This window comes from Kribbella sp. NPDC058693, from assembly GCF_042715335.1.
Lineage (GTDB): Bacteria > Actinomycetota > Actinomycetes > Propionibacteriales > Kribbellaceae > Kribbella > Kribbella jiaozuonensis.
In genome coordinates, this window is record NZ_JBHXSQ010000004.1 from 1,220,547 (window position 1) to 1,244,462 (window position 23,916).

General features: G+C 67.7%; 28 protein-coding genes. 10 read left to right on the plus strand and 18 right to left on the minus strand.

Going from position 1 to position 23,916, the window contains the following annotated elements; translation table 11 throughout:
• Positions 1 to 116: 116 nt before the first annotated feature.
• Both ACFWUU_RS32240 and ACFWUU_RS32245 read right to left on the minus strand, forming a co-directional pair.
• Complete coding sequence (locus ACFWUU_RS32240) at positions 117 to 353, minus strand: hypothetical protein (RefSeq protein WP_137252399.1); 237 nt, start codon at positions 351 to 353, stop codon at positions 117 to 119.
• Between the two features lie 63 nt (positions 354 to 416).
• Positions 417 to 1,094 (minus strand): ArsR/SmtB family transcription factor, encoded by a 678-nt coding sequence (locus ACFWUU_RS32245; protein WP_380181147.1) that lies wholly within the window; start codon positions 1,092 to 1,094, stop codon positions 417 to 419.
• Between the two features lie 67 nt (positions 1,095 to 1,161).
• Between ACFWUU_RS32245 and ACFWUU_RS32250 the strand changes: the two genes are divergently transcribed.
• On the plus strand, positions 1,162 to 1,773 hold the full coding sequence (locus ACFWUU_RS32250; protein WP_380181149.1) for a flavin reductase family protein: 612 nt from the start codon (positions 1,162 to 1,164) through the stop codon (positions 1,771 to 1,773).
• Between the two features lie 686 nt (positions 1,774 to 2,459).
• Here ACFWUU_RS32250 and ACFWUU_RS32255 read toward each other — a convergent pair.
• From ACFWUU_RS32255 to ACFWUU_RS32275, 5 genes are all read right to left on the minus strand, one after another.
• Positions 2,460 to 3,245 carry an arylamine N-acetyltransferase gene (locus ACFWUU_RS32255; protein ID WP_380181151.1) on the minus strand — a complete coding sequence of 262 codons (786 nt, stop codon included), beginning with the start codon at positions 3,243 to 3,245 and terminating at the stop codon, positions 2,460 to 2,462.
• A gap of 18 nt (positions 3,246 to 3,263) precedes the next feature.
• Positions 3,264 to 3,665, minus strand: a complete 402-nt coding sequence (locus tag ACFWUU_RS32260; protein ID WP_380181153.1) for a VOC family protein — start codon at positions 3,663 to 3,665, stop codon at positions 3,264 to 3,266.
• Between the two features lie 11 nt (positions 3,666 to 3,676).
• Complete coding sequence (locus ACFWUU_RS32265) at positions 3,677 to 4,027, minus strand: SgcJ/EcaC family oxidoreductase (protein ID WP_380181155.1); 351 nt, start codon at positions 4,025 to 4,027, stop codon at positions 3,677 to 3,679.
• Positions 4,024 to 5,067, minus strand: coding sequence for a YbfB/YjiJ family MFS transporter (locus tag ACFWUU_RS32270; protein ID WP_380181157.1), 1,044 nt, complete (start codon positions 5,065 to 5,067; stop codon positions 4,024 to 4,026). The genes ACFWUU_RS32265 and ACFWUU_RS32270 overlap by 4 nt, the downstream gene beginning before the upstream one ends.
• A 274-nt stretch (positions 5,068 to 5,341) precedes the next feature.
• Positions 5,342 to 6,052, minus strand: a complete 711-nt coding sequence (locus tag ACFWUU_RS32275) for an SDR family NAD(P)-dependent oxidoreductase (protein WP_380181159.1) — start codon at positions 6,050 to 6,052, stop codon at positions 5,342 to 5,344.
• Between the two features lie 109 nt (positions 6,053 to 6,161).
• Here ACFWUU_RS32275 and ACFWUU_RS32280 point away from each other — a divergent pair, with 109 nt between their 5' ends.
• Entirely contained in the window at positions 6,162 to 7,073 is a 912-nt protein-coding gene (locus ACFWUU_RS32280; RefSeq protein WP_380181161.1) for a LysR family transcriptional regulator, read from the plus strand.
• Here the strand turns inward: ACFWUU_RS32280 and ACFWUU_RS32285 are convergent.
• Entirely contained in the window at positions 7,061 to 7,840 is a 780-nt protein-coding gene (locus ACFWUU_RS32285) for a GntR family transcriptional regulator (protein ID WP_380181163.1), read from the minus strand. The genes ACFWUU_RS32280 and ACFWUU_RS32285 overlap by 13 nt on opposite strands.
• A gap of 83 nt (positions 7,841 to 7,923) precedes the next feature.
• Between ACFWUU_RS32285 and ACFWUU_RS32290 the strand changes: the two genes are divergently transcribed.
• Entirely contained in the window at positions 7,924 to 9,009 is a 1,086-nt protein-coding gene (locus ACFWUU_RS32290; RefSeq protein WP_380181165.1) for a YeiH family protein, read from the plus strand.
• On the opposite strand, the gene ACFWUU_RS32295 is transcribed toward ACFWUU_RS32290, so the two are convergent.
• Both ACFWUU_RS32295 and ACFWUU_RS32300 read right to left on the minus strand, forming a co-directional pair.
• A complete protein-coding gene (locus ACFWUU_RS32295; protein ID WP_380181167.1) occupies positions 8,994 to 10,802 on the minus strand; it encodes a glycoside hydrolase family 2 protein in 1,809 nt (602 codons plus the stop codon). The two genes, ACFWUU_RS32290 and ACFWUU_RS32295, sit on opposite strands and share 16 nt — an antisense overlap.
• An 88-nt stretch (positions 10,803 to 10,890) precedes the next feature.
• Positions 10,891 to 11,352 carry a GNAT family N-acetyltransferase gene (locus ACFWUU_RS32300; protein ID WP_380181169.1) on the minus strand — a complete coding sequence of 154 codons (462 nt, stop codon included), beginning with the start codon at positions 11,350 to 11,352 and terminating at the stop codon, positions 10,891 to 10,893.
• A 175-nt stretch (positions 11,353 to 11,527) separates the two neighbouring features.
• Between ACFWUU_RS32300 and ACFWUU_RS32305 the strand changes: the two genes are divergently transcribed.
• The 3 genes from ACFWUU_RS32305 to ACFWUU_RS32315 are packed head-to-tail and all read left to right on the plus strand — an operon-like array spanning position 11,528 to position 13,350.
• The gene (locus ACFWUU_RS32305) at positions 11,528 to 12,283 is read left to right on the plus strand and encodes a TRM11 family SAM-dependent methyltransferase (protein ID WP_380181171.1); all 756 of its coding nucleotides are present in this window, start codon (positions 11,528 to 11,530) and stop codon (positions 12,281 to 12,283) included.
• 58 nt (positions 12,284 to 12,341) lie between these two features.
• A complete protein-coding gene (locus ACFWUU_RS32310) occupies positions 12,342 to 12,692 on the plus strand; it encodes an ArsR/SmtB family transcription factor (RefSeq protein ID WP_380181173.1) in 351 nt (116 codons plus the stop codon).
• On the plus strand, positions 12,685 to 13,350 hold the full coding sequence (locus ACFWUU_RS32315; RefSeq protein WP_380181175.1) for a cation diffusion facilitator family transporter: 666 nt from the start codon (positions 12,685 to 12,687) through the stop codon (positions 13,348 to 13,350). Before ACFWUU_RS32310 ends, ACFWUU_RS32315 begins: the two co-directional genes overlap by 8 nt.
• Here ACFWUU_RS32315 and ACFWUU_RS32320 read toward each other — a convergent pair.
• The 5 genes from ACFWUU_RS32320 to ACFWUU_RS32340 all read right to left on the minus strand — a co-directional run bounded on the left by ACFWUU_RS32320 (position 13,324) and on the right by ACFWUU_RS32340 (position 18,736).
• Entirely contained in the window at positions 13,324 to 14,202 is an 879-nt protein-coding gene (locus ACFWUU_RS32320) for an amidohydrolase family protein (protein WP_380181177.1), read from the minus strand. The two genes, ACFWUU_RS32315 and ACFWUU_RS32320, sit on opposite strands and share 27 nt — an antisense overlap.
• 17 nt (positions 14,203 to 14,219) lie before the next feature.
• Positions 14,220 to 15,617: a hypothetical protein gene (locus ACFWUU_RS32325; RefSeq protein WP_380181179.1), complete on the minus strand. Its 1,398-nt coding sequence runs from the start codon at positions 15,615 to 15,617 to the stop codon at positions 14,220 to 14,222.
• A gap of 91 nt (positions 15,618 to 15,708) precedes the next feature.
• Positions 15,709 to 16,941, minus strand: a complete 1,233-nt coding sequence (locus ACFWUU_RS32330) for a RimK family alpha-L-glutamate ligase (protein WP_380181180.1) — start codon at positions 16,939 to 16,941, stop codon at positions 15,709 to 15,711.
• Between the two features lie 12 nt (positions 16,942 to 16,953).
• Entirely contained in the window at positions 16,954 to 17,700 is a 747-nt protein-coding gene (locus ACFWUU_RS32335; RefSeq protein ID WP_380181182.1) for an esterase family protein, read from the minus strand.
• Positions 17,660 to 18,736: an alpha/beta hydrolase gene (locus ACFWUU_RS32340; protein ID WP_380181184.1), complete on the minus strand. Its 1,077-nt coding sequence runs from the start codon at positions 18,734 to 18,736 to the stop codon at positions 17,660 to 17,662. The genes ACFWUU_RS32335 and ACFWUU_RS32340 overlap by 41 nt, the downstream gene beginning before the upstream one ends.
• A gap of 43 nt (positions 18,737 to 18,779) precedes the next feature.
• On the opposite strand from ACFWUU_RS32340, the gene ACFWUU_RS32345 reads away from it, so the two are divergent.
• The gene (locus ACFWUU_RS32345; RefSeq protein WP_380181186.1) at positions 18,780 to 19,142 is read left to right on the plus strand and encodes an MmcQ/YjbR family DNA-binding protein; all 363 of its coding nucleotides are present in this window, start codon (positions 18,780 to 18,782) and stop codon (positions 19,140 to 19,142) included.
• A 184-nt stretch (positions 19,143 to 19,326) separates the two neighbouring features.
• On the opposite strand, the gene ACFWUU_RS32350 is transcribed toward ACFWUU_RS32345, so the two are convergent.
• Positions 19,327 to 20,067, minus strand: a complete 741-nt coding sequence (locus ACFWUU_RS32350) for a response regulator transcription factor (RefSeq protein WP_170989684.1) — start codon at positions 20,065 to 20,067, stop codon at positions 19,327 to 19,329.
• On the minus strand, positions 20,064 to 21,422 hold the full coding sequence (locus tag ACFWUU_RS32355; RefSeq protein ID WP_137252420.1) for a sensor histidine kinase: 1,359 nt from the start codon (positions 21,420 to 21,422) through the stop codon (positions 20,064 to 20,066). Before ACFWUU_RS32355 ends, ACFWUU_RS32350 begins: the two co-directional genes overlap by 4 nt.
• Positions 21,423 to 21,598: 176 nt before the next feature.
• Here ACFWUU_RS32355 and ACFWUU_RS32360 point away from each other — a divergent pair, with 176 nt between their 5' ends.
• The 3 genes from ACFWUU_RS32360 (at position 21,599) to ACFWUU_RS32370 (ending at position 23,152) form a co-directional block, all read left to right on the plus strand.
• A complete protein-coding gene (locus ACFWUU_RS32360) occupies positions 21,599 to 22,309 on the plus strand; it encodes a M15 family metallopeptidase (protein ID WP_380181188.1) in 711 nt (236 codons plus the stop codon).
• A 20-nt stretch (positions 22,310 to 22,329) separates the two neighbouring features.
• Positions 22,330 to 22,701 carry a hypothetical protein gene (locus tag ACFWUU_RS32365; RefSeq protein ID WP_380181190.1) on the plus strand — a complete coding sequence of 124 codons (372 nt, stop codon included), beginning with the start codon at positions 22,330 to 22,332 and terminating at the stop codon, positions 22,699 to 22,701.
• 64 nt (positions 22,702 to 22,765) lie between these two features.
• Positions 22,766 to 23,152, plus strand: a complete 387-nt coding sequence (locus ACFWUU_RS32370; RefSeq protein WP_137252423.1) for a pilus assembly protein CpaE — start codon at positions 22,766 to 22,768, stop codon at positions 23,150 to 23,152.
• Here ACFWUU_RS32370 and ACFWUU_RS32375 read toward each other — a convergent pair.
• Positions 23,149 to 23,859 (minus strand): hypothetical protein, encoded by a 711-nt coding sequence (locus tag ACFWUU_RS32375; protein WP_380181192.1) that lies wholly within the window; start codon positions 23,857 to 23,859, stop codon positions 23,149 to 23,151. The genes ACFWUU_RS32370 and ACFWUU_RS32375 overlap by 4 nt on opposite strands.
• Between the last annotated feature and the right edge of the window lie 57 nt (positions 23,860 to 23,916).

Genomic DNA, 23,916 nt, shown 5'->3' on the forward strand with positions numbered 1-23,916 from the left:
CGCCCGAAGGGCCTGGGGCGGGTTCCTCTCGTTCGTCTGAGGCGCCACGGCGGCGTTATGCGCACGAAAGCCCCCGGTGATGCTCACCCGGGGGCTTTCGTGTGTGTGGTCCCTCCCTAGGACGCTCTCTCCGTGCCGTCCGACGACGGCAAGGCGATCCGGTCCGCCGGCAGGCGTTCCGTCCGCTCGTTACCGTCGTCGCCCTCGTACTGCACCAGGGCGGTCCATCCAGTCTCCTCATGGTCGCGGCCGATCAGCCAGCCGCGACGCCACTGACCGTCAACACGGACGACCACATGGCTGGGCAGAGGGAGACGGGACACCAGCTCGGTGCCGGGCTCGAACTCAGTCATGGCCGAAGGTTAAGTGCTATCGACGCTGAGCGCTTCCTGAAAGCGTGTTCCCTCACACAGTTCTCAGACTCCGGACGAGAGTCCAAACGCTTGTACGGCGCCGTTCACCTTCAGGGCGCGGCCGCCTGGTATGTGACTTACCCAACCTTCTTGCAACGCGTGCGAGCACAACGCCGCGCCGACCGCGCCGGCCAGATGCGGTCGTCGTTCGGTGACATCCAGGCAGGATCGCAGCGGCGGCCGGCCGCGGCGTACCTCGACCTTGACGCCGAGATTCTCCAACCAGGCTTGGCCTTCCGGCGTCAACGCGATCCCGTCGGACCAGTCGATCAGGCCACGCTCTGTCATCGCGTCGGCCAATGCGACGCCGAGTTTGCCGGCCAGGTGGTCGTAGCACGTCCTAGCTCGTGCGAACGCGTCCCGTTTGCTGACTGCTGACAGGCTGTTAGCAACCTGTGTACGGCGTGGTGCCAGCGCGGCGAGTCCTTCGATCAACTCGGCGGTGTCGGGTCCGGCGAGCTTCACGTACCGGTGCCGCCCCTGTCGTATTTCGGTCAGCAGACCGCCGCCGACGAGCAGGTTGAGATGCTCGCTGATCGTCGGCCGCGATACCTTGGCCAACTTCGCGAGCTCGGTCGCGGTCCACGCTCGGCCGTCGAGCAACGCCAAGCAGACCGTCGCCCGCGTCCCGTCGGCAAGCATCCGCGCCCAGCCGGCCAGCTCCTCACCTTCGGCACTCATACCCGCCATCATGCCTGCTGGACTGTTAGGCCGACGCCGAAGCATCCCGTGCCTACTGTCGATTCACATGACCCATCTGACCATCGAACCTTCCATCCTGTACGTCGGAACCCCGGTCGCGCTGCTCAGCACGCTGAACGAGGACGGGAGCGTGAACCTCGCGCCGATGTCGTCCGCGTGGGCGTTAGGTGATGTTGTGGTCCTTGGTGTTGGCGTGACCGGTCAGACTGCGATGAACCTGCGCTCTCGCGCGGATGTGGTGATCAACTTTCCGTCGCCTTCACAGTGGGAGGCTGTTGAGCGGTTGGCCGGCCTGACCGGACGCAATCCGGTGCCTGAGGGTAAGCGGGCCCGATTTCGCTTTGAGCGCGAGAAGTTCGCGGCGGCCGGGCTGACGCCGGTGGCGTCCGAGTTGGTCGCGCCGCCGCGCGTCGCCGAGTGCCCGATCCAGTTCGAAGCAACCGTCACCCACGCCGAGCTGGATGCCAAGGGCAACTTCCTGATCGCCCAGGCCGAGGTACTACGAGTGCATGCCGAGGAGGCGGTTGTTGTTGCGGGAACTTCGCACGTGGATCCCGGCGCTTGGTCACCCCTCATCTACAACTTCCGCCACTACTTCGGCCTGGCGGAAGAACTGGGCGAGTCGTTCCGAACCGAGACTCCGAAGAGGCGGGCGTAGGAGTTCGGCAGGTGTAAGTGCCCGCTAGACACCCATCGGTATGAGTTCCCGCGACAACCACGAGCAGCCGCAACCCCGGAGCAGTCACCGCGAGCGAGCTACCACAGCCGACGGGCGCCTATGAGCATGCTGCGGCGTCGCCCCTGTTGCGAGTGAGCCGTGGTAACAGCAGCCGTCGACGGCGGCCAGTGCGTGCCAGCTGCAGGAGCCCGCTCGCGCCACACCGGTGCGGTCCGCTCGACAACACCCGCCGCCACCCAGGTGCAGTCGCCGCGAGCGAGCGAGCAGACCGCGGGCGGCAGCCCGCCACCTGCCGGCTGCAGCCGGCAGATCCCGGCGATAGCCGGAAAGGATGCGCGGCGCTCAGCCGGGGGTCGGTGGGAGCGCGCGGAGCGGCCGCGCCGAGGAGCGGAGCGACGAGAGGTGGCTGCATAGCACGCGGGGGACGGGCCGGCTCTACTCGCCGCGGTCGCACGACGAGGAGACGTCGGCCAAACGCAGTCGCACGCGAGCGACAGCGAGCAAACGCGGCGGCAGCCGCAGGCGCCGGCGATAGCCGGCAAGACTCCGGCGGTAGCCGGAAGGGATGCTCCGGGCGATAGCCCCGGGGGTGGGTGGGCAGCGCGCGGAGCGGCCGTGCCGAGGAGCGGAGCGACGAGAGGCGGTTGCGTAGCGCGCGGGGTTGACTACATCAGCCGGAGGCGGTCGATTTCTTCGTCGGTTAGGTGGACGTCGAGGGAGGCTAGTGCTTCGGGGAGGTCTTCGGGGCGGACGGTGCGCTCGGTTGTGCGGCCGTCGGCGTGGTCGGTGGTGAGGGTGTTGCCGATCAAGCGTCGTACGACGCCGTCTGATACGCGCATCACCACGGGGCGACCGGTGAATGGTGACTTGGGGTGGGTGGAGACGTAGTGGTGGTAGACCTCGTAGTCGATCGGGCGTACCGGCTCGTCGTTGGAGGCGTGTTGTGGTTCCCAACCCTCAGCGGTCTTCTTCGACAGCGTCCACACATCGTTGTCGAGCGTCAGTCGGTGGTCCCAGCCGGCCTGGTCGACCACGGCGCCGTCCTTCAACGGAGTCGGATACAGCTGACCAGCCCCGAAACCGACATCCGCCAGGAACGACTGCCCATCAACCCCCACCTTCAGCAGCGCGTGCGTACGCGGCCCCGCCTTGTGCGGTTGCACCCGGGCAACGCGTCGTACGACGTCGAACCCGAGCTGCTCGAGCGCCGCCCCGAACAACAGCGCGTGCTCGTAGCAGTACCCACCGCGCTGCCGACCCACCAGCTTCGCCTGGATCGCATCCAGCGCAATCCCCGGATGTGTCCCGAGGATCACGTCGATGTTCTCGAACGGGATCGCCAGCACATGCGCCCGATGCAGACTCCGCAGCGCATCCGCCGACGGCGCCACCCGCGCGTGCCCGATCCGCGCGAGATAGGCGTCGAGGTCGAGGCTTTCGATGTTCCACATGATCCCTAGCCCAACACCTCAAGCCTGCTTCAAGTCAAGTTCTGTGAAGAGCGTCAGTTGGATGCCACCGGGCGTTTCGAGCCGGGCGTTGAGCGAGTTCCACGGCGTACGCGTCGGCTCCGCGATCACCGTCGCACCGGCCTCGGCCAGCTTCTGCGTCGTCGCCGCGGAATCCTCGACCTCGAACGCGACCCGGTACTTCCCCGCGACCCGCCGCCCGACCTCGACCGCGTCGATGTAGTCCGCCTGCCCCGGATCCGCGATCTCGAGCGTGGCCCGTTCGACCTCGAGGATCGTCACCCGACCGTCCTCCGAGGAGTACGACGCCCGCTCCGGCAGCCCGAGTACGTCGCGGTAGAACGCGACCGCCTCCTCGTAGTCGTCCGCCGTGACCACCAACCGCAGTTCCTTCACCGTCATGGACTCAGTATCTACAACCGCGAGACCTGGTAGTGCGAGATCAGCCAGCCGTCAGCTGCCTGCCGAAGAATGACAAGCAGGTTGACGGAGATCGCCGGACGGTCGGTGAAGCTGAAGTCGACGGCGAGGTACCCGAGGAGCGTGTCGTCGGCGAGTTGGCGGGTCTCGAGCAGTTTGTACTGCGGGGACAGGCCGATCGGCTGCGATTCGTAGTACTCGGCGACGGCGTCACGGCCGACGCCGTACGGGTGCAGGCCCTGGAAGATCGCATCGTTGGTGAACAGGGCCGCGGCGCGCTGCGGGTCGTGGTCGTCGATAGCTGACTTCCACTGGTCGAGGACGTCGTACAGGATGTCGTTCATAGGAGTTCCTTTGGTTGATGGCGGACCAGGAGCGCGGCGATCGCGGCGAGGGCCACGACGCCGGCGCTGACCAAGAGCGCCTGGTGGTATCCGTTGTGGAGCAGTGGTCCGACTGCCAGCGGGCCGATGATCTGGCCGAGGCTGTAGCCGGTGGTGAGGATAGCGACGGCGCGCGGGACGTTGAGTTCGGCGCCGAGGGCGAGCGCGAGGTTGGCGACGCCGAGGAAGGTTGCGCCGAAGAGGGCGGCGGAGATCAGGGCGGCGGCGACGCCGTGGATGACGGTCGGTAATGCGATGCCGATCGCCTGCAGGAGCAGCGCGATCAGCAGGAGTGTGGAGCGAGACCATGATCGGCTTAGCCATGCCCAGAGTGCCGTTGATGGTAGGGCGGCCAGGCCGACGATGATCCAGGCGCCGTTGCCGACGGCGCCGGTTGCGGTTTCGTTGATTGCGGCAACGAGGAACGTGCCGGCGATGATGTACCCGATGCCTTCGAGGGTGTAGCTGGCGAGGAGGGCGTTGAAGTGTCGTGAGCTGGTACGGCGTGCGGCCGCGCGCGGGGTGGGTGATCCGGTCAGGTGCCAGGCGGGGACGGTGCAGGCGATCGTCAGCAGGGCGGTGATCCACCAGGCTGTTCGCCAGTTGCCGCTGGCAAGTACCGCGCCGGAGAGTGCGATGCCGGCACCTACTCCGCCGAAGGTCCAGCCCACGTGGTGGCTGTGCAGGCGGGGGAGTACGGCGCTGACGGCGATCACGAATACCAGTGCGCTCGCGATCCCGGCGATCAACCGCAGGCCGAGCCAGAGCGAGCTGCTCCGGCCGAGTGGCATCAGGGCGAGGGTCGCGGCGAGGATGAGCATGGAGAGGCGGAGTGCCCAGCGGGAGTGGAGCAGGCGCGGTACGGCGATCGCGGCCAGCGCCCCGGCCAGGTAGCCGGTGTAGTTGGCGGTCGCGAGCGTCGCGCCGAGGCGGGGTGACAGGCCGGCCTGCGCGTGCATCATCGGCAGGATCGGCGTGTACGCAAACCGCCCGATCCCCATCCCACCCGCCAACACCGCCGCCCCCCGCCCCACCAACCACCAAGCCGCACCCCCACCAACCACGCCACCAGCCAAACCAGCTGACGAGCCACCAGCCGCACCACCAACCGCACCACCAGCCAAACCAGCTGACGGGCCACCAGCCGCACCACCAACCGCACCACCAGCCAAACCAGCTGACGGGCCACCAGCCGCACCGCTGGCCGGGCCAACAGGCGCGCCGGCGTCGGTGGCGGATCTGTCGGTGTTCAAGGCGTCAGCAGTCATGGGCGTTTCAGTGGCCGGCCTGTTGGCCGCCGTCTACGTGGAGGATTTCGCCGGTGACGAACTTTGCGCTCTCCAAGTACGTGATCGCGTCGACGATCTCCTCGATCTCGCCGAGGCGGCCGAGCGGGTGTAGCGCTGCCAGGAATTCGTGTGTCTCCTCCGGGTGCATCGGCGTACGAATGACCCCGGGCGCCACCGCGTTGAACCTGATCCCGCGTGCGGCGTACTCGGTGGCGAGCGACTTCGTGACCGAGTTCAGCCCGCCCTTGGTCAGCGACGCCAGCGCGGAAGGCACCGTGCTGTAGGCGTGCGTTGCGAAACTGGTGGTGATGTTGACGACGTGCCCGCCGTCCTCGTTCTCCAGCATCGCGGTGATCGCGCGCCGCGTGGTGTCGAAGAAGCCGCGCAGGTTGATGCCGGCGATCCGGTCGTAGTCCTCGTCGGTGTACTCGGTGAACGGTTTGGCGACGAAGATCCCCGCGTTGTTGACGAGCGTGTCGATCCGTCCGAACGCATCGAGCCCCTGCTCGATCACCCGCGCGCCGACGCCCGGGTCGGCGATGTCGCCGGGGACGGCCAGCACCAGGGGGTCGTCGGAGCGCTTGATGCTCCGCGAGTTTGCGACGACGGCATAACCGAGCTTGCGGTACGCCGAGACCAGGCCCGCCCCGATGCCCTGGGACGCTCCGGTGATCACGGCGACTTTCTGGTGGTTCATGGTTCTCCTCATCCGAAGTTGATGTACTTCGATCGTTGTCGAACCACGCGGCCTTTTCCACGACCGCTTTGCTCCCAGCTAGGAGCCTCCGCCTACTACGCTGTGGCACGTGGAGCTGCGGCAGTTGCGGTACTTCGTAGCGGTCGCCGAGGAGCTGAACTTCGGCCGGGCCGCGGCCCGGTTGCACATCGCCGGCCCGTCGTTGTCGCAGCAGATCAAGTCCCTCGAGCGCGATCTCGGCGTGCGGTTGTTCGAGCGCGATCGCCGTACCGTCACGCTGACCGCCCACGGCGAGACATTGCTGCCGCAGTCAAGGGCGTTGCTCGAGCAGGCGGATGCGTTGCGGCGTACGGCGCGAGGATTCGCGGCGAGCGAGCCGGTGCGATTGGGGTACGTCAGCTGGCGGCCCCCGGATCTCGCTGAGCGGGTGTCCGGGGTAGCACAACTGCTCGTTGACACCTGGGTGATGCCGTCGCACACGCAAGCCGCGCGAGTCTCGGACGGGAGCATCGACCTGGCGATCTGCTGGGTACGTGCGACGGACTTGGCCGAGCAGGAACTGTCCGGCCGGCTCCTCGGCGCGGATCGGTTGTTCGCGGTGTCAGCCGGCGACGAGTCGCCGGTCCGGGCGCGGGACACGGTCGTGCTGGTCGATGCGGACACCGAGGCGTGGGCCTCGTGGAACATCTACGCCGTCGAGTTCGCCCGCGCGACCGGCGCCGCGGTCGAGCGGATCGAGGATCACGGGATCACCGGCCCGGCATTCTTCGATCACGTACGCCGGTTGGGCCGGCCGATCGTCAGCTCGCCGAAACGGGACGCGACCCCGCTGCCACGCGGTTTCGTACGCAGGCCGGTCGTCGATCCGATCCCGGTCTGGACCTGGGCGCTGGTGTCGCGGCAGGACGAATCGCGTCCCGCCGTACTTGCGGCCGTCGACGCGCTGACCCGCGATGTGAAAGTCGACTTCGACCCCGCCACGTCCTGGTTGCCCGCGGACGACCCGTTTCACCAGGCCTGAGAGAGCGCCGTGGTGCTTGGGGTCAGGCGATAGCCGGCGTTCGCCGAGAACTCTGCGGACAGCGCGAACCGGTCGCCGCGAACGAGCGTGTGCCGCCACTCGACCGGACGGTTCTGAGCGGTGCCCTGTCGGACGATAGAGAACACGGCGGCATCGGCAGGGCAATGCAGCAGGGCGCGCTCGGACGGGCTCGGATTCACGGCGCGGATGTCTTCGCGGCCGTGGTCGAGGTTGACCCCGGCGCGGGTGGACAGCTCGTTGTAGAGGCTGGTGTGCGTGAAGTCGGCGTCGAGCAGCGGCTCCGCGAGGGTGGCGGGGAGCCAGACGCGGTCCAGCGCGAGCGGCTCGTCACCGGCGTACCGGAGGCGCTCGAGGTAGAGCAGCGGGGTGGATCCGTCCAGGTTGAGGCGGGCGGCGATGACGCCGTCGGCGCGGACATCGAGTGCGCGTACGGCGCTTCGCTGCGGCAGGCCGGACGCCTCGACCGACGAGAACAAGCTGTAGAGCGCGCCCATCGGCTGCCGGATCTCGGGCACCGTCGCGACCCGCGGCTGGCGGCCGCGTTCGGCGATGATCAGCCCGTCGGTGCGTAGCTGACCGAGCGCCTGGCGGACGGTGTGCCGGCTGACCGCGTACTCGTCGACCAGCGCGAGCTCCCCGGGGAAGGCGTCATCGAACTCCCCGGACCGCAGCCGCCGCACGAGGTCCTCCTGCAGCTGCTTCCACAGCGGCCCGCCGCCGGCACGGTCCAGCCTGCCCACGCTCATCGGTTCCTTCCGGGTTGCCAAATGTCCGGTCATCTCCTACCGTAAATGTGCGTACATTTCCACGGGAAGGGACCGGCTCGGTGGTGCACCTTGAGGTTAGGCCACGACACACCTCGACCGTTGCGCCCAAGCTGACGTCCCGAATCCCGGGTCTGGCTGCCGTTCTGGTGATCACGGCAGTCGCGGTCCCGCTCGGGCGATTGGTACCTGTGGTGGGCGGTCCTGTGTTCGGGATCGTGCTCGGCGTACTCGCCGGACTGTTCATTTCGGCGCTCCGCAGTGACGCGTGCCGCCCGGGGTACGACTTCGCCTCGAAGACGCTGCTCCAGCTGTCGATCGTCGTACTGGGAACCGGTCTGTCTCTCCAGCAGGTCGCACGCGTCGGCGTCTCGTCGTTGCCGGTCATGCTCGGCACACTCGCGCTCGCGCTGGGAGGAGCGTGGTTCTTCGGACGGCTGCTCGGCGTACGCGGAGACACTCAGACCTTGATCGGCGTCGGTACGGCGATCTGCGGCGGATCCGCGATCGCCGCCGCGACTGCTGCGATCGGTGCGCGACGCTCATCGGTTGCCTACGCGATGGCGACGATCTTCACCTTCAACATCGTCGCTGTACTGACGTTCCCGCCGATCGGCCACCTGCTCGGGATGAGCTCGGAGTCCTTCGGGCTCTGGGCCGGTACGGCGGTCAACGACACGTCGTCCGTTGTCGCTGCCGGGTACGCGTTCAGCCAGGCCGCCGGCGATCAGGCGATCGTGGTGAAGCTGACCCGATCGCTGACGCTGATCCCGATCGTGCTGACGCTGGTCGCGCTGAAGATCCGCCGCGAGAACCGCGCGGCTCGGGCGCTCGACGCCGCTGCTGAGGGCTCCTACGCCGGCGCCACGGCGTCGATCCGCAAGCCGCTGCCGTGGCGCAAGCTCATCCCGCTGTTCCTGATCGGCTTCATCGCCGCCGCAGGATTGCGTAGCGCAGGCGCCATACCGGACTCGTGGCTGCCGACGCTGGCACTAGTCGGCAGCACACTAATCACATCCGCACTAGTTGCAATCGGAATATCGCTGCGGCCGCGCGAGCTCCGCGACGCAGGACCCCGGCCGCTCCTGCTCGGAGCGATCCTCTGGGTCCTGGTCGCGGTCGGTTCGCTGGTACTTCAGTCCTTCTCGTAAGCCGCCTGACGCTCCTGGACGGCCTTGATCCGCGGTACGTCGAGCTTGTTGCTGCGGTCGAAGTTGTAGATGCCGTTCTCTTCCTGGAACACGTCGGTTAGCTGCGTGTAGCAGTAGCCGAACATCAACTCGTTGTCGAGAAGCGCGTCGACCAGGCCGGCGAAGCGGGTGTAGAACTCCTCCTCGTCCGCGACGCGCTGACCGTAGCCCCACGAGTCCGCGGAGTTCCCGCTCTTCCCGGCAGCGGCCTTCTCCGCGTTCCACCAGATGCCGCCGAACTCGCTGCAGAAGTACGGCTGGCCGTCGTACGCGAGCGAGATCGGCTTGCCCTCGGGCCCGCCGGTGTTGCCGTACGGCTTGTTGTTGACCAGATCCGCCATCTGCTCGGCGAACTTGGCCGGGTCCTGCTCGTAGTTGTGCGAGTCCCAGACGTCGGTCTCCGGCACGCGGTGGCTGTAGCCGGACGCGTCGAGTACGGGGCGGCTCGTGTCCGCGGCTTTCGTCGCGAGGAACATCGCGCGGGTGACGTCGTCGAGCTGGGTGATCCGGTCGTGCAGGAGCTGGTGGGTTTCGTTCAGCGGGCACCAGCCGACGATGCTCGGGTGGCTGTAGTCGCGTTCGACGGCCTCGAGCCACTGACCGACGTACGACGCTGTCGGCTGCTGGTTGTCGGTATCGGTGTGGCCGACGCCGGAGCCCCAGTCGCCGAACTCGCCCCAGACGAGGTACCCGAGCCGGTCCGCGTGGTACAGGAACCGCTCCTCGAACACCTTCTGGTGCAGGCGTGCGCCGTTGAACCCGGCTGCCAGGCTGAGCTCGATGTCGCGGACCAGCGCCTCCTCGGACGGCGCGGTCATCAGGCTCTCCGGCCAGTAGCCCTGGTCCAGCACCAGCCGCTGGTAGACGTGCTTGCCGTTGATCAGGATCGCCTTGCCATTGATGCTCACCGAGCGCAGACCGGCGTACGAGTCGGCGGCGTCCGTGATGTTGCCGTCGGCATCGATCAGCTCGAGGCGGACGTCGTACAGGTGCGGGTCGGTGGTGTCCCAGAGGCGGACGCGGTCGGCCGGGACCTGCAGGGTGAGACGCGGTGCGAGGTCGAGGTCCGCGCGTACTTCGGCCGTGGTGACCTCGCCGTCGGCGTCCTTGAGGGTGGCGCGGATCTTGTAGCCGGGCTTGTTCGCGGACACCGGTACTTCGAGGTGGAACGCGGAGCCGGCGACGTCCGGGGTGATGCGCGCGCGCTTCAGGTGCACGGTCGGCACCGCTTCGAGCCAGACGGTCTGCCAGATGCCGGTGGTGCGGGTGTAGAGGCAGCTGTGGTTGAAGTACAGCTGGCTCTGCTTGCCGCGCGCCTGCGGACCGCGGTGGCTGTCCCGCGCGCGGACGACGATGGTCGCCTCTTCGCCGGGGTTGGCGACGTGGCGGAGGTTGGCGCTGAACGGCGTGAACCCGCCGCGGTGGCGGACGACCTCGACGCCGTTCACCCAAACGGTCGCGTCGTGGTCGACGGCCTGGAAGTGCAGCACGGCCTCCTTGCCGGACCAGTCTGCGGGGATCGTGACGGTGGTGCGGTACCAGACCGCTTCCAGGAAGTCGACGTCCTCGATCCCGGACAACTCGGACTCCGGCGCGAACGGTACGACGATCCGCTGCGTCAGGTCTCGCTCCCGCAGCCCGCGCTCCAACCCGGAGTCCGACCGGTCGATCTCGAACTGCCAGTCACCGTTCAGATTCACCCACTCCGAACGCACGAACTGCGGACGCGGATACTCCGCACGAGGCTGCGACATGAACTCTCCCGTAAAGCTGATCGGTGTCGGGACACCCGCACTTTACAACGTTGAAATCGCGCGGGCAACGGTCAGTTCCGCGGCATCGTCAGAGTCTGGTCAGGGTCTTCGCGTAGCAGCGGGTCAGTGGTTCGTTGATGTATTTGCCCCACGCAGCCGTCTGCACGAAACCGCTCGACTCGTACAGGGCGATCGCTTCGGGTTGGCGTTCGCCGGTGGTCAGGCGGAGGATTGGATGGCCGTGCGCCCGAGCCGCCTGCTCGAGTCCGGCCAGCAGGGCCCGCGCGTATCCCTTGCCGCGGGCTGTTGGCGTCACGTACATCCGCTTGACCTCGGCGTCCCCAGGGTGAGCACTGCCCGGTTCGAACACCTGTACGGCGCCGCACCCGACGGCCTGGCCCTCGTCGTCGAGTGCCACGAAGTACCGCGCTCCGTCCTTGACCTGCGTCCGTCCCTCGGCGCCGTTCCGCGCGACGAGCTCGTCGAACGCGGCCTTCAACAGCACGGTCAGCTCCGCGTCGTCGGCCGGCCGTTCCTCCACGTCTGCCATCCGTCAACAAAATCAGATGAGGACCGGTGGTGCGACCGAATACTCTGCCACCGATGTCGTGTTTCTGAAGGCGTAGGTACGGCCGCGGCCGGCTCCGGTGGGAGTCGGCCGGCTTTGTCGTGCGTACGCCGCGCTTCGACCGAACTGTCGATCGCGAGCCTTCAGGAGCATTGCTGTGCCCCATCTTGTCCTGCGCACCATCGACGGCGCCGCCGATCTCCTCCAGGAGGAGCTGCGCACGATGCCGTCCGTCCGTTCGATCCGTCAACTGTCAGCCGAGGCCGTCGAGTGCGCCGTCGACGGTCCATGGGACGAACTCGTTGCCTGTGCGCTCTATTTCACGATCGCCGTCCGCGATGCCGGGGGGCCGGCGGTCGAGATTCCTTCGTTGTCGTGGATGCGACGGTTCGGCCGGGTGGAACGGTTGCCGTGGTCAACGAATCCGGTGGTGGCCGAGGTGCTCGTGCGGTTGGCGAAGGTCCGGCCTGGGGATCGCGTCGTCGATCCGTTCTGCGGGACGGGAACGATCCTTCGAGCGGTACGCCGTCGTGCACCGGGCGCTCGGGTCGTCGGGACGGATCACGATCCGCGGGCGCTGAAGATCGCGACCGGAAACCAGGCCCACTACCTCGTTGAGGCCAAGGCCGACGCTCTGCCACTCGAAGACAGCAGTGTCGATCGCGTCGTCACGAATCTGCCGTTCGGCAAGCAGGTCGGCAGTCATCAGCTCAACCGCGCGCTGTATCCGGCCGTGGTGCGTGAGGTCGATCGAGTGCTTGCCGGCGACGGTCGCGCGGTGCTGCTGACCGAGGACAAACGCCTTCTGGAGAACGCGATCCAGCGACACCGTGCCCTCAAGGTCGTCCGCCGACGCCTCCTCAAGTACAACGGAGCTACCCCCACTGCCTACGTCCTCACCCGCGTCCGGTGACCGACCAGGCCGAGGCGGGCGGGATGCGATGTTCGCTTGATTGCGATAACATCGCCAGATGGCGATGAATGTGATGGATGAGGCGTCGGCGCTGGCGGTCGCGGGCTGCTTGTTCCATGGGTTCAGTGACGCGTCGCGGTTGGCGATCGTGCGGCATCTGGCGTTGGGGGAGCACCGCGTTGTCGAGCTGACCGAGCATCTCGGGCTGGCGCAGTCGACGGTGTCCAAGCATCTTGCGTGTCTGCGGGACTGCGGTCTGGTCGAGTCGCGTCCGCAAGGGCGGGCTTCGATGTTCAGCCTGTCGCACCCCGAGGCGACGATGGACCTGCTCGCCGCGGCCGAACGCCTCCTCGGCCTGACCGGCGACGCCGTCGCCCTCTGCCCCAACTACGGCCTGAACCATGGCTGAACCGCTGCAGCTAGGAAAAGCCTGGGCCGTCGATCCACAAGAACGCCGACGCCTCGGCCGACGCGCTCAACTGCTGGCCGGCGCCTCGGTCACCTACAACGTGATCGAGGCCGCGGTCGCGGTCTCGTCCGGGATCGTCGCCGGCTCGGTCGCCCTGGTCGGATTCGGCCTCGACTCGGTCGTCGAGGTTTCCAGCGGCCTGATCATCCTCTGGCAGTTCCGCCACCCCCTCCCGGAGTCCCGCGAACGCCGGGCCCTCCGCCTCCTCGCCTTCTCGTTCTTCGCCCTCGCCGCGTACGTCGGTTTCGAATCGATCCGCACGCTGATCACCGGTGCCGATCCGCACTCCTCGCCGGTAGGCATCGGCCTCGCGATCGCGTCCCTGATCGTGATGCCGTTCCTCTCCTGGGCACAACGCCGCACCGGAAAGGCGCTGGGCTCCAACGCGGTGGTCGCCGACTCGACCCAGACGCTCCTGTGCACCTACCTGTCGGCGGTGCTTCTGATCGGATTGCTCCTCAACACGACCCTGGGTTGGTCGTGGGCGGATCCGATCGCCGGCCTGATCATCGCGGGAGTGGCCGTGAGGGAAGGAATTGAGGCCTGGCGCGGAGAGGGCTGCTGCTCACCCCTAGGCGGAGCTTGCAAGGCCGAGTAGCCGCGCTCCGTTCTCCCAGCACACCGCCCGCAACCAGTCATCGCCCAGATCCAATGCCTCGAGTGCATCCAGTTGCACGGCGTACTCGTACGGGATGTTCGGGAAGTCGGTCCCCAACACGATCCGGTCCTGCAGCTCGCCCAACCGCGGCACCAGCTCACGAGGGAACGGCATCATCGCTTCCGTGAACGGCGTCAGCGCCATCGTCGTGTCCAGATGCACGTTCGGATAAGACGTCAGCGCCAGATGCTCGGCGTACTCCGGCATCCCCAGATGCGCGATGACGGCGGTCAGTCGGGGATGGCGGCGAAGGACCTCGCCCATCGGCCCCGGCCCGGTGTGCCGCCCCGGGATCGGACCGGAGCCGCAGTGCACGACGACCGGCGTACCCGCCTCGGCCAGCTGCCCCCACACGTCGTCGAGCTCATCGGACCGCGGGTCGTAGTCGCCGACCTGCAGATGAACCTTGAAGATCCGGGTGCCGAGCTCGAGCGCCTGCCGGACGTAGGCGGAGGCGGACGGCTCGGGAAAGAACGTCCCGCTGGCCACACACCCAGGCGTCACAGCGGCGAAGTCCCTCGCCCACTCGCTCAACGACGCAGCCATCCCCGGCTTGTGCGGATAGACGAGCGCCGGAAACGCTCGCACGCCAAGCTCCGAAAGCGTCTTCACCCGCTCCGAGACCGAGGTCCGATACGTGATCGGCCACGCGGTCCCGTAATGCTCCACCGCCTGGTCGAAGTACGCCCAGACCGCATTCATCACCCGATCCGGCAGAAAATGCACATGCACATCCACCAGCCCGCCCAACCCAAGCCGCCGCCACCAGGCCGGTACCTCCGCGTCACGCACGGCGTCAACTGTAGTTCTCAGCGGTACTCCGCGAGCCGCGCCCGTACTCCGGCCAGGACGAGCAGTACGGCGAGACCGCCCGCGATCCAGGGGATCAGGCCCCAGCCGCGGAGACCGCGCTCGCCGTCCGATACGGCGCCGTCGAAGGCGTGCTGATTGATGTTCGTGACCTGCACGAGGGCCTTGTCGTACTCGGTGAAGGCGGCGTTGGACGCGCCGGGCGCATAGCTCGTGCAGAACGCGATCGCGCCGCTGAGGTCGCCGGACCTGTTGAGCTCGCGGATATGGCGGTCGTCGTCCAGGTACACCCCGAAGCTCGTCACCGCCGCGTCGGCCGCCGCGCGCTCGCCGGCGAAGGTGATGTTGTGCAGTTCGACGTCCAGGAAACCCTTGACCTGCGAGGACTTCTCGTTGAACGTCTGCTCGTACGTCGCGGCACGGTCCGGGTCGAGCAGGTACCGGCTCTCGTCGGCGTTGGCGTCGTAGCTCGTCGCGCGAGCCTTGGTCAGCACCAGGATCGAATTGAACGCGTCGTGCTTCGCGACCTTCAGATGCTTCGCCTCACCGCTCAACAGCACCGAGCCGCCGATGACGACCGCGACCGACACGACCGTGGCGAACAGCAGCCGCGGGTTGACGACGCGATGGGTACGACGGGCGAGGAAGAGTTGCAGCCAGACGAGTACCGCGATCAGCACAATCCCGACCAGCAGCAGGATCCACCGTGCATCGGCGATCGAGGCCTGGCGATCGGTGTACGTCCGGTTCAACGCGGCCGAGTTGGTCTCGGTCAGGGTTGCCACCGCCGGCAGCAGGTCCTTGTGCATCAGGTCGGTGGCCTGCCGGAACAAGCTGAGCGCCCCGACCGGCGGACGCCCGGGCACCGCCGGACTGGCCTGCCGTTCGAGCAGCATCACCTGCGCGGCGTACGCCTCGTACTGGCCGAGCTGGTCGAGGATCGTCCGGATCCGCTGGACCGCGGCCGGATCGGTGCCGGCGAGGACGGCCGCCTGCTGGAGGTTGGTACTCACGGTCCGCCGGTCGCTCTCGTACAGCTCGAGCGACTGCTGCCGGGTGACGCCGAGATCGGTCCGGTTCGCAACCAGCAGGAGGTTGGCGAGCTGGGCATCCATGTCGTTCAGCGCGAACGTCACACCGGTCGTGCTCACCACCTGCGGCGCCATCTGATGCCCGATCCGGTCCCAGCCGGACCGCACGCTCGAGACCGCGACCTGACAGACGATCATCACCGCGATGATCGCAACCAGCGATCCGGCCGTCAGGACCTGGATCCACTGCGGTGTGTTCAGCCTGCGCCTGACCGGTGCGGGCGCCGGTGCCGGCTGACGGAACGACGGTACGACGACCTGTCCCGGTCCGACGGCGCGCGATCGTACCTCTTCGTCGATCGACACTGTCCCCTCCTCGAGCCAGCGCGATCGTAAGGAGGGGACGAGGCCGTCAGGACCGGCTCTCGCCGGGTTCTATCGGGGTTCTCGCACAGGTCTATCGCTGGTCGGAAACCCACAGGTCGGTCAGGCCCTTGAAGTGGGCGTAGAACTTCTCCTGTTCGTGCTCCGGGTACGTCGCGACGACGGTCTCGCGCAGCAGCTTGGCGAAGTCCGGTCCGCTGACCCAATCGCGGACCCGCTGGTCGAAATCCCCCAGATGGGCGGCACACCATTCGTGGTACTTCGGGGTTTCGAAGTACTCGTCCGCGAGTGCCAGGTAGCCCTCGAGCTTCGCGTCGTAGTCCAGCGACGGGTCGTCGGCGATGTCGAAGTACCGCTCGGTGTGGAGGTCGACCTTGCTGCGTCGGCCGGTGGCGAGCGAGAAGACCGACCACTTGACCAGCGCGCTGATCGCCCACGGGAAGTAGTAGTGCAGCGAGGTGACCGCGACGTCCGGGCAGGCGTTGGCGTAGTCGATCGGGTGGACCGAGTTGCCGTTGACCAGCATCTCGCAGGAGTTGAACTCCCAGCCGAAGAAGGCGTTCACGATCCGGCTGATCGCGACCGCCTGGTGCCCGGCCGACGGCGAGAGGAAGTCGTGCGAGACGGCGTACCGGTTGTGCATCGGCTCGTCCGGGCGGAAGTCCATCACCATCGTCTCGGCGCCGATCGACAGCGCGCGGGCGAACTTGTCGTACTCGACCGTCGCCTGCAGGTGCATCAGCATCTCGTCGGACTCGTCGTACGCGCGGTGCAGGTCGTCGCGGTTGTTGATCCGTGAGACCCCACGCCACCCGCCGCCGTCGAACGGCTTCATGTACAGCGGGTAGCCGAGGTCGTCGGCGATCGCGTCCAGGTCGAACGGCCGGTTGTACTTCGCCGACGTGTACGCCCAGCGCACGTTGTCGACCGGGTTCTTGTACGGCACCAGCACGGTCCGCGGGATCTTCAGCCCGAGCCGCAGCATCGCGCAGTACGCCGAGTGTTTCTCCATCGACTGGAACGTGAACGGGGAGTTCAACAGGTACGTGCCGTTCATCAGCGCGGCCTTCTTCAGCCACTCGCGCGGGTGGTAGTACCAATACGCGAGCCGATCGATCACCAGGCCGACGCGGACCGGATCGTTCAGGTCGAACGGCTCGATGGTCAGCCGCCGCGACCCGAACTCGTGCTCGTGCCCGTCGAGCGTCACCGGCCCGACCCGCTGCAGCAACGCCTCGAACGCCTGCGGCCAATCCTCCTCGGCCCCCAGCAACAACCCGATCAAATGACGTGAACGATCACTCACGTGTGGATCTCCTCAGCAGAATCGGGGCAGTTGATGGGCGAGCTGCTGACGCCACCACGGCCAGTCGTGTGCTACGTCGTACCCCCACATGTCCAGCTCATGCGGGATGCCCTTCTCGGTCAGCACCTTGTCCGTCGCACGAGCCGACGGCAATGAGCCGGTCGGGTTGGTCTCCCAGTCACCCTGTCCCACTGTGAGCACGATGAACAGCCGCCCACGCAAATAGTCCAGATGCTCACCGGACAGGTTGGGCAGGTAGTCGGCCGGATTGTTGAAGTACGTCGCGTCGCCGCGCTCGCCCCACGCGTGCCAACTGCTCGCGTCGTAGTTCCCGGACTGACAGATCGCGACCGGGAACAGATCGGCCCGCTTGAACGCGAAGTTCAGCGCATGGAACGCGCCCAGGCTGCACCCGGTCGTGATGATGTCGCTGACCCCGGGCGAGTCGGCGCCGATCGCCGGGACGACCTGGTTCACGATCCACGACTCGTACAGCTCGTGCCGGCGGGCGCGGTCCTCGAGCTGGATGCTCCGGTCCGACCAGCTGACATGGTCGTACGAGTCGACGCAGTACAACTTCACCCGCCCGGCCTCGATCAGGTCCGAGACGGCGTCGACCATGCCGTTGTTCTCGTAGTCCCAGGCCCGGCCCTGCTCACTCGGAAAGACCAGCACCGGGCGGCCGAAATGCCCGTAGCGGATCACTGTTCCGGGGCGATCAAGCCCCGGCGCCTCCAACTCGGCCTGCTCCCGTTCCATCAGCCCCACCCCAGGTCTGCCGCAGTAGATCCGTCAGATCAGGATGGAGCACATCCCGCCAGGCTGTGAAGTTGTGCATGTCGGGTGTTTCGTCGAGCGTGACCTCGAGGCCGAGCTCGGCCAGCCGCGCGGCCATCACCCGGTTGTTGTGCACGTTCTCCTCGGTCGTCCCGGCGGTCATGCCGATCAGCGGCGTACTCGGCGCCGTGGTTGCCGTGAGCACCTGCTCGACGAACGCGGTCACCTCGGCGTAGAACTCGAACCGCGACTCCTGCGGGTCAGTCTCCGGCGTGAAGAACGACCCCGACTGCAGGAACAGCCCGTCGAACGTCCCCGGGTGGTTCCACTCCGCATGCAGCGCCGCCAGCGCACCCAGGCTCGCCCCCATCATCACGGGCCGCCGGCTCTTGTACTGCGCCTGCACGGCCGGCAGCACGTGCTGTGTCAGGGCCGTCGCGTACTGCGGGTTCGCGGCGTACCAGAGGTTGCGTGACGTCGGCCGGACCAGCGCGAGCCGGAACGGCGGCAGGCTGCCGTCGGCGACCAGAGCACCGGCGTAGTGCGTCAGACTGGCGTACTTCGCGAACTCGGGACCGTCGTGGGACAGCAGCAACGGCAGCTCGAACACCGGCGCGATGCCCTCCGGCGCCCAGACGTGCACGTCGACCGGCCCGACCGGGGAGTCGACCACGAGCGGGGTCAAGGTCGACGCGATCGGTTCGGCAGCGATCCACGCGGGCTCGACGTACCCGGGGAGCGGCAGCCAGGAATGATCGCCGAATGCGCCGCCGACCACCCGCGGGTTGGTCGGATCGGTCCGCATCCCGAGGTCGGCGATGTCGAACAGGTACTCCATCCGGTGCACCGACGGCCGCGGCAGCCGCAGCTCCCAGCCGTAGTCGACCGGCTTGAACTCGAGCAGCTCGGCCGGCAGACCGAGCTCCTGCCACAACCGGACGCCCGTGAACGCATGCGCGGCGTCACCGAGGCGGAACACCACCTCGGCCCCCTCGACCGCGCTCACGACACCAGGCATCCGACCACCGTACTGCTGGAAATACTGACAAGGGATGTCAGTGATGGCGTTCTATCGTGGCAACGTGGTCGATCTCACCGACATCCGCGAAATCACCGCGGACCTCCCGCGCAGCTACGAGGTTCTGGTCCGGGACCGGATCAAGTTCCGCGTCGGCCAGATCGTGTACCTCGCGGTCGCGGCCGACGAGCAGACCATCGGCCTCGGCTTCCCGCGCGAGGAACGCGCCGTCGCGCTGGCCGCCGAACCGGACAAGTTCCTCCCGCCGCGCCCGTCCGACGAGCGCTTCCAGTGGATCGAGCTGAACCTGGCGGCCGTCGACTACGACGAACTCCGCGAGCTGATCCTCGACGCCTGGTCGATGTGCGTCCCGAAGAAGGTCCGCGCCGCCTACTTCGGTGACTGAGGGTCATCCTCAGGTAGTAGACCAGAACCATCCTGACGACCGATGGGTGACGCGATTTCCCGAGCAACTCTGGAGGCATGACTGGGGACTTCCTACCCCGGCGCCAGAAGGCGTCGGTGCTGAGCCAAGCTGTGACCGTGGTAATCCTGCTCGCCGTGGGGGCGGTCGCGCTCGTGCTGTTTACCTAGGAGTCCCAGCGCACGTCGGCCTCACCGGGCCGGACCACGCCGGCTTCGTAGGCGACGACCACAGCCTGGACCCGGCTGGACAGGCCGAGCTTCGACAGGACCGAGCTCACGTGGGTCTTGATCGTGGTCTCGCTGACGAACAGCTTGGTCGCCAGGTCGCGGTTCGACAGGCCGCGGGCCATCCAGACCAGGATCTCGCGTTCCCGTTCGCTGAGCTGGGACAGCAGTCCGACCCAGCGCGGATCCGGCTGCGCCGGCGCGGCATTCGGCGTACCGCCGTCGACCTGGCGCTCGAGCTCCATGCACCGCTCGAGCAACACTCGCGTCGAGGCCGGATCGACCAGCGAGTCGCCGCGATACACCGCGCGGACAGCTGACACCAGCAGATCCGGATCGGTGTCCTTCAACAGGAACCCGGACGCCCCGGCGCGTACGGCGGCCAGCACATACGCCTCGTCGTCGAACGTCGTCAGCACGAGTACGGCGGGACGCGCGCGGCCGGCCTCCCGGTTGGCCGTCGTGATCCGCTCGGTCGCGACCAGACCGTCCATCACCGGCATCCGGATGTCCATCAGGACGACGTCCGGGTCGTACTGCTCGATCAGCCGGAGCGCCTCCTCGCCGTTCTCGGCCTGGGCGACCGTGGTCAGGTCCGGCTCGTGATCGAGGATCATCGCCAGCCCCATCCGGATCACGCCCTGGTCGTCGGCGACCAGGATCCGGATCGACTCGTTCAGTTCTGCGGCGGCAGCCATGCCTGCACTCTCCATCCACCCAGGGGGCCGGCCGCGACGGCGAGGGTGCCGCCGACCGCTGTGGCCCGTTCCCGCATCCCGATCAGCCCGTTGCCGCGGCCGCTCTCGCTGCGCCGCGCGGTCTCCAGCACGTTCACCGGCGGCGGTCCGCCATTCCCGTTGTCGTCGATGGTGAGCAGGTCACCCTGCGGCCCACTCTGCCAGGTCACCCGCGCCGCGCTCGCCTTCGCGTGCACCATCACGTTGGTCAGCGCCTCCTGGATGATCCGTACCGCGGTCAGGTCGGTCGCCGACGTGAGCTGGCGCTGCCGGGGCGGAAGCTCCATCGTCACGTCGATCCCGACCGCCTTGAGCCGCTCGCCCATCCGCGCCACATCCGCCAGATCCGGCACCGGCGCGGTTCCACCGCCCGAGCCGGTGTCACCGGCGATCTGGGGCGAGGCGGTGTTCAGTACCCGGACCGTCTCCCGCATCGCGGTCAGTGCTTCCTTGCCGCTGGCAATGATCCAGCGGATCGCTTCCCGCAGTACTTCGGGGCGCTGGTCGGCCACCCGGTCGGCGGCCTGCGCGCGGATCACGACCGCGCTGACGTGGTGCGAGATCACGTCGTGGAGGTCCCGGGCGATCCGGGTCCGCTCCGCAACCGCCGCCCGCTCGGCCTCGACCGCGCGGAGCCGGACCAGCTCGGCGTTCCGCTGCTCGAGCAGGGCCACGCTCTTGCGGCGTCGACGGGCGTCGGCACCGAGCAGCACCATCCCGCAGATCAGAGCCTCCGCGAACACGAACAGCGAGACGTCGATGTAGGAGTACAGGCTCGGCACGTTGCGCGGCAGGCTCCGGTACCGGTCGCCGAGCAGGATGTCGCGGTTCACATGGCTGAGCACGATCGCGACCACGGTCGGCAGTCCGATCATCAGCCCGGCCAGACTGCCCATCGTGAAGAACAGACAGGTGAAGCGCCGTACGCCGGCCGACGCTGCCAGATACCCGACGACGAGCAGCGGGACGAGGTGGATCTCGGACTGGAGCGCGGCGTCGCTGATCTCGGGCTGGCCGAACATCGTCAGCCCGATCTGCGCGGCCAGGCCGGTGCCGGCGGCGGCGTAGAGGAACGGGTAGAGCACCGAGACGATCACGAGCATCGTGCGCGGGATCCGCCGTACGAACGCGACCGTGGCGACCAGGAAGACGCCGGTGACCACGGAGACGGCGGGGTTGTGGGGGCGTAGACCGGTGCCGTTGATCAGGTTCAGCGCGGCGAACCAGACCAGGCCGATGACCGCAGCGAGCAGCAGATCCTGCTGCCCCTGCGACAACCGACGCCAGACGCCCACCATGTCGCCCAGCGTAGTCAGTTCGTGTTTGCCGAAGCTTCATCTGCCCGGAGGGGCAGTCTCTCCAACTTTTGGAGGAGGCTCGGCGTCCGAACTGATACTCAGGGGCTTCAGGTGGGGCGCGAGGACGGTCCCTGGGACCGATGTGTCGACCGCGCCGATCCGAAAGGCTGTACCCCATGAGGAACGACCTGCCGCCACGCCGTCCGGGCGGGGTGCGGACGCGGTTGCTGTCCGTGATCGGTGTGGTCGGGGTCGGCGCTGTCGTCGGCTCGCTGCTGTTGTGGCACGCGCAGGTCGGGGACTTCCTCGGGCTGGCCGCGGACAAGGAGCCAGTGGTGTCGACCGTGAGCGCGCCTGCCGTCGGTGCGCCGCCCGCGACGCCGTCGACCGCGGCGACCGAGACCCCGACCCGCCGGCCAACGTACCCGCCGTCCACTCCGACCAAGACTCCGTCGACGACTCCGACCAAGAAGTCGACGACGAAGCCCGTGGTGCGGGAGGAGAGCATCAGCGGACTGTCGCCGAAGCTGAAGGCCCGGCTGAAGAAGGCGATGGCGGCCGCGAAGGCCGACGGCATCACGATCAGCATCACCTCCGCCCGGCGCAGCGCGACCAAGCAGCAGCGGCTGCTGAACGCGGCGATCAAGAAGTACGGCTCGTACAAGCTGGCGACGCGCTGGGTGCTGCCGCCGAAGTACTCCGCTCACGTGCAGGGCAAGGCCGTGGACATCGGTCCGGCGGCCGCGATGACCTGGCTGAACAAGAACGGCTGGCGGTACGGCGTGTGCCGCCGGTACGACAACGAACCGTGGCACTTCGAGGCGCTGACCGCGCCCGGTACCAAGTGTCCGCCGCGCGAACCGCACGCGGTCGCCAAGGCTGACTGAAACCCAAGGGGGAACACACCATGACCATGACCTACGCGCAGCCCCTGACCCGGCGCTACACCCGCGCCCGCCTGGCCGTGCCCGCACTGTGGCGGCAGGTGATCCGCTCCAGCGAGAAGGGAGACGTGACCGCCGTGCCGGAGCCGGACCGGTCCGCGTACACGCAACTGGAGATCTACGACGGCGTACTGGCCGCGTTCGAGCGCCGCGACGAGGTGGCCGAGGTACTGCGGGCGTCCGCGGACCGCGACACCGCAATACGACGTCTTCGCGCGCAGTTCGGACTCAGCCACCTGCAGGCGACCGCGCTGCTCGATCTGCCGCTCACGACCGAGTGCCGGGACCGGATCGCGCACCGCGCCGAGGAACTACGCAGCGCACTCGGCCGCTGACCCTCGTCCCCCCACGGCTCGCCGCGAACCTGCGCCGTTTGCGTGCCGTGGGGAGGATGGAAGGGTGATCACGATCGAGCAGGCCGGACGACTGCGCAAGGCCGGGGTGCTGTGGGCGCCCGCGGCAGGGGATCGTTTCGTCGTACCGGACCGAGATATGGACGACGACGTGTTCGTGGTGAGCGACATGACCGTCGAGGTGCACGACTACCAGGGCAGCAAGGTGATCGGCTTCAACGGCACCACCGAGTGGGCCCTGGACAGCATCGAGCAACGCGAGGTGATCTGGCTCCCTCGCGAGGAGCAGCTCCGCGCGATCCTCGGCGACCGGTTCACCTCCCTCGAGGCCGTCCCCGGCGGCTACCGCGTCAATCTCACGGACTCCACCCACTCGGCCGAAGACGCCGAACAGGCCTACGCCACGGCCGTCATCCACCTACTCGGCGCCTAGCCCGCCGAGCGCCAGTACTGCTTCTTGTCCCTGTCCTTCACCGTGTAGCCGAGGTTGGCGATCTCGCCGCGGAGCTCGCGGAGGTCGGCCTTGCCCTTGTCGCCCTGGTCGAAGGCCTTGGAGCGGACCTTGAGGATCGCGTTGACGGCCGGCGGGAGGTCCGGGTCGTCCTCGATCCAGCGCCGGAACTCGGACTCGTGCGGATCGCCGGCGTCCGACCACGGATAGCCGTGGGCGCGGAACGCGATCGGGATCTGCTTCGCCTCCGACTTCAGCTGGTCGTGCTTCTCGCGCGCCAGCTCCCGCGACGACGCGTCCTGCAGCACGATCTCCTTGCCGTCCAGGAACGCGACCGCGACCTTCTCCCGCGGCACCGTCACCGTCTTCTGGTTCTTCAGGAACTCGACCGACTGGTGGGTGATCGTCACCTTCAGGATGTCGTCCAGCGCCACCGCGGCCAGCAGCACGCCGGCGATCAGGCCGACGAGCACGCAGATCGCGACGACCCACCAACCGTCCCAGGCGGCGATGATCTTCAGCACGCCCTGGAACGGCACCCAGCCCCGTCCGGCCGCCCAGTCCGCGATCCGCGGCAGGAAGAACCCGAGCACCAGCCCGAGCAGCGGCAGCCCACCGAACAGCATGACCTTGTCACCGGTCGAATGCCCGATCACGGTGCGCTGTGGTGTCCCAGTCGTCGACCCCATGAGCTGAACGTAGCGTGACGACGAGAAACTTAAGTATCAACCGACGACAACCGAAGG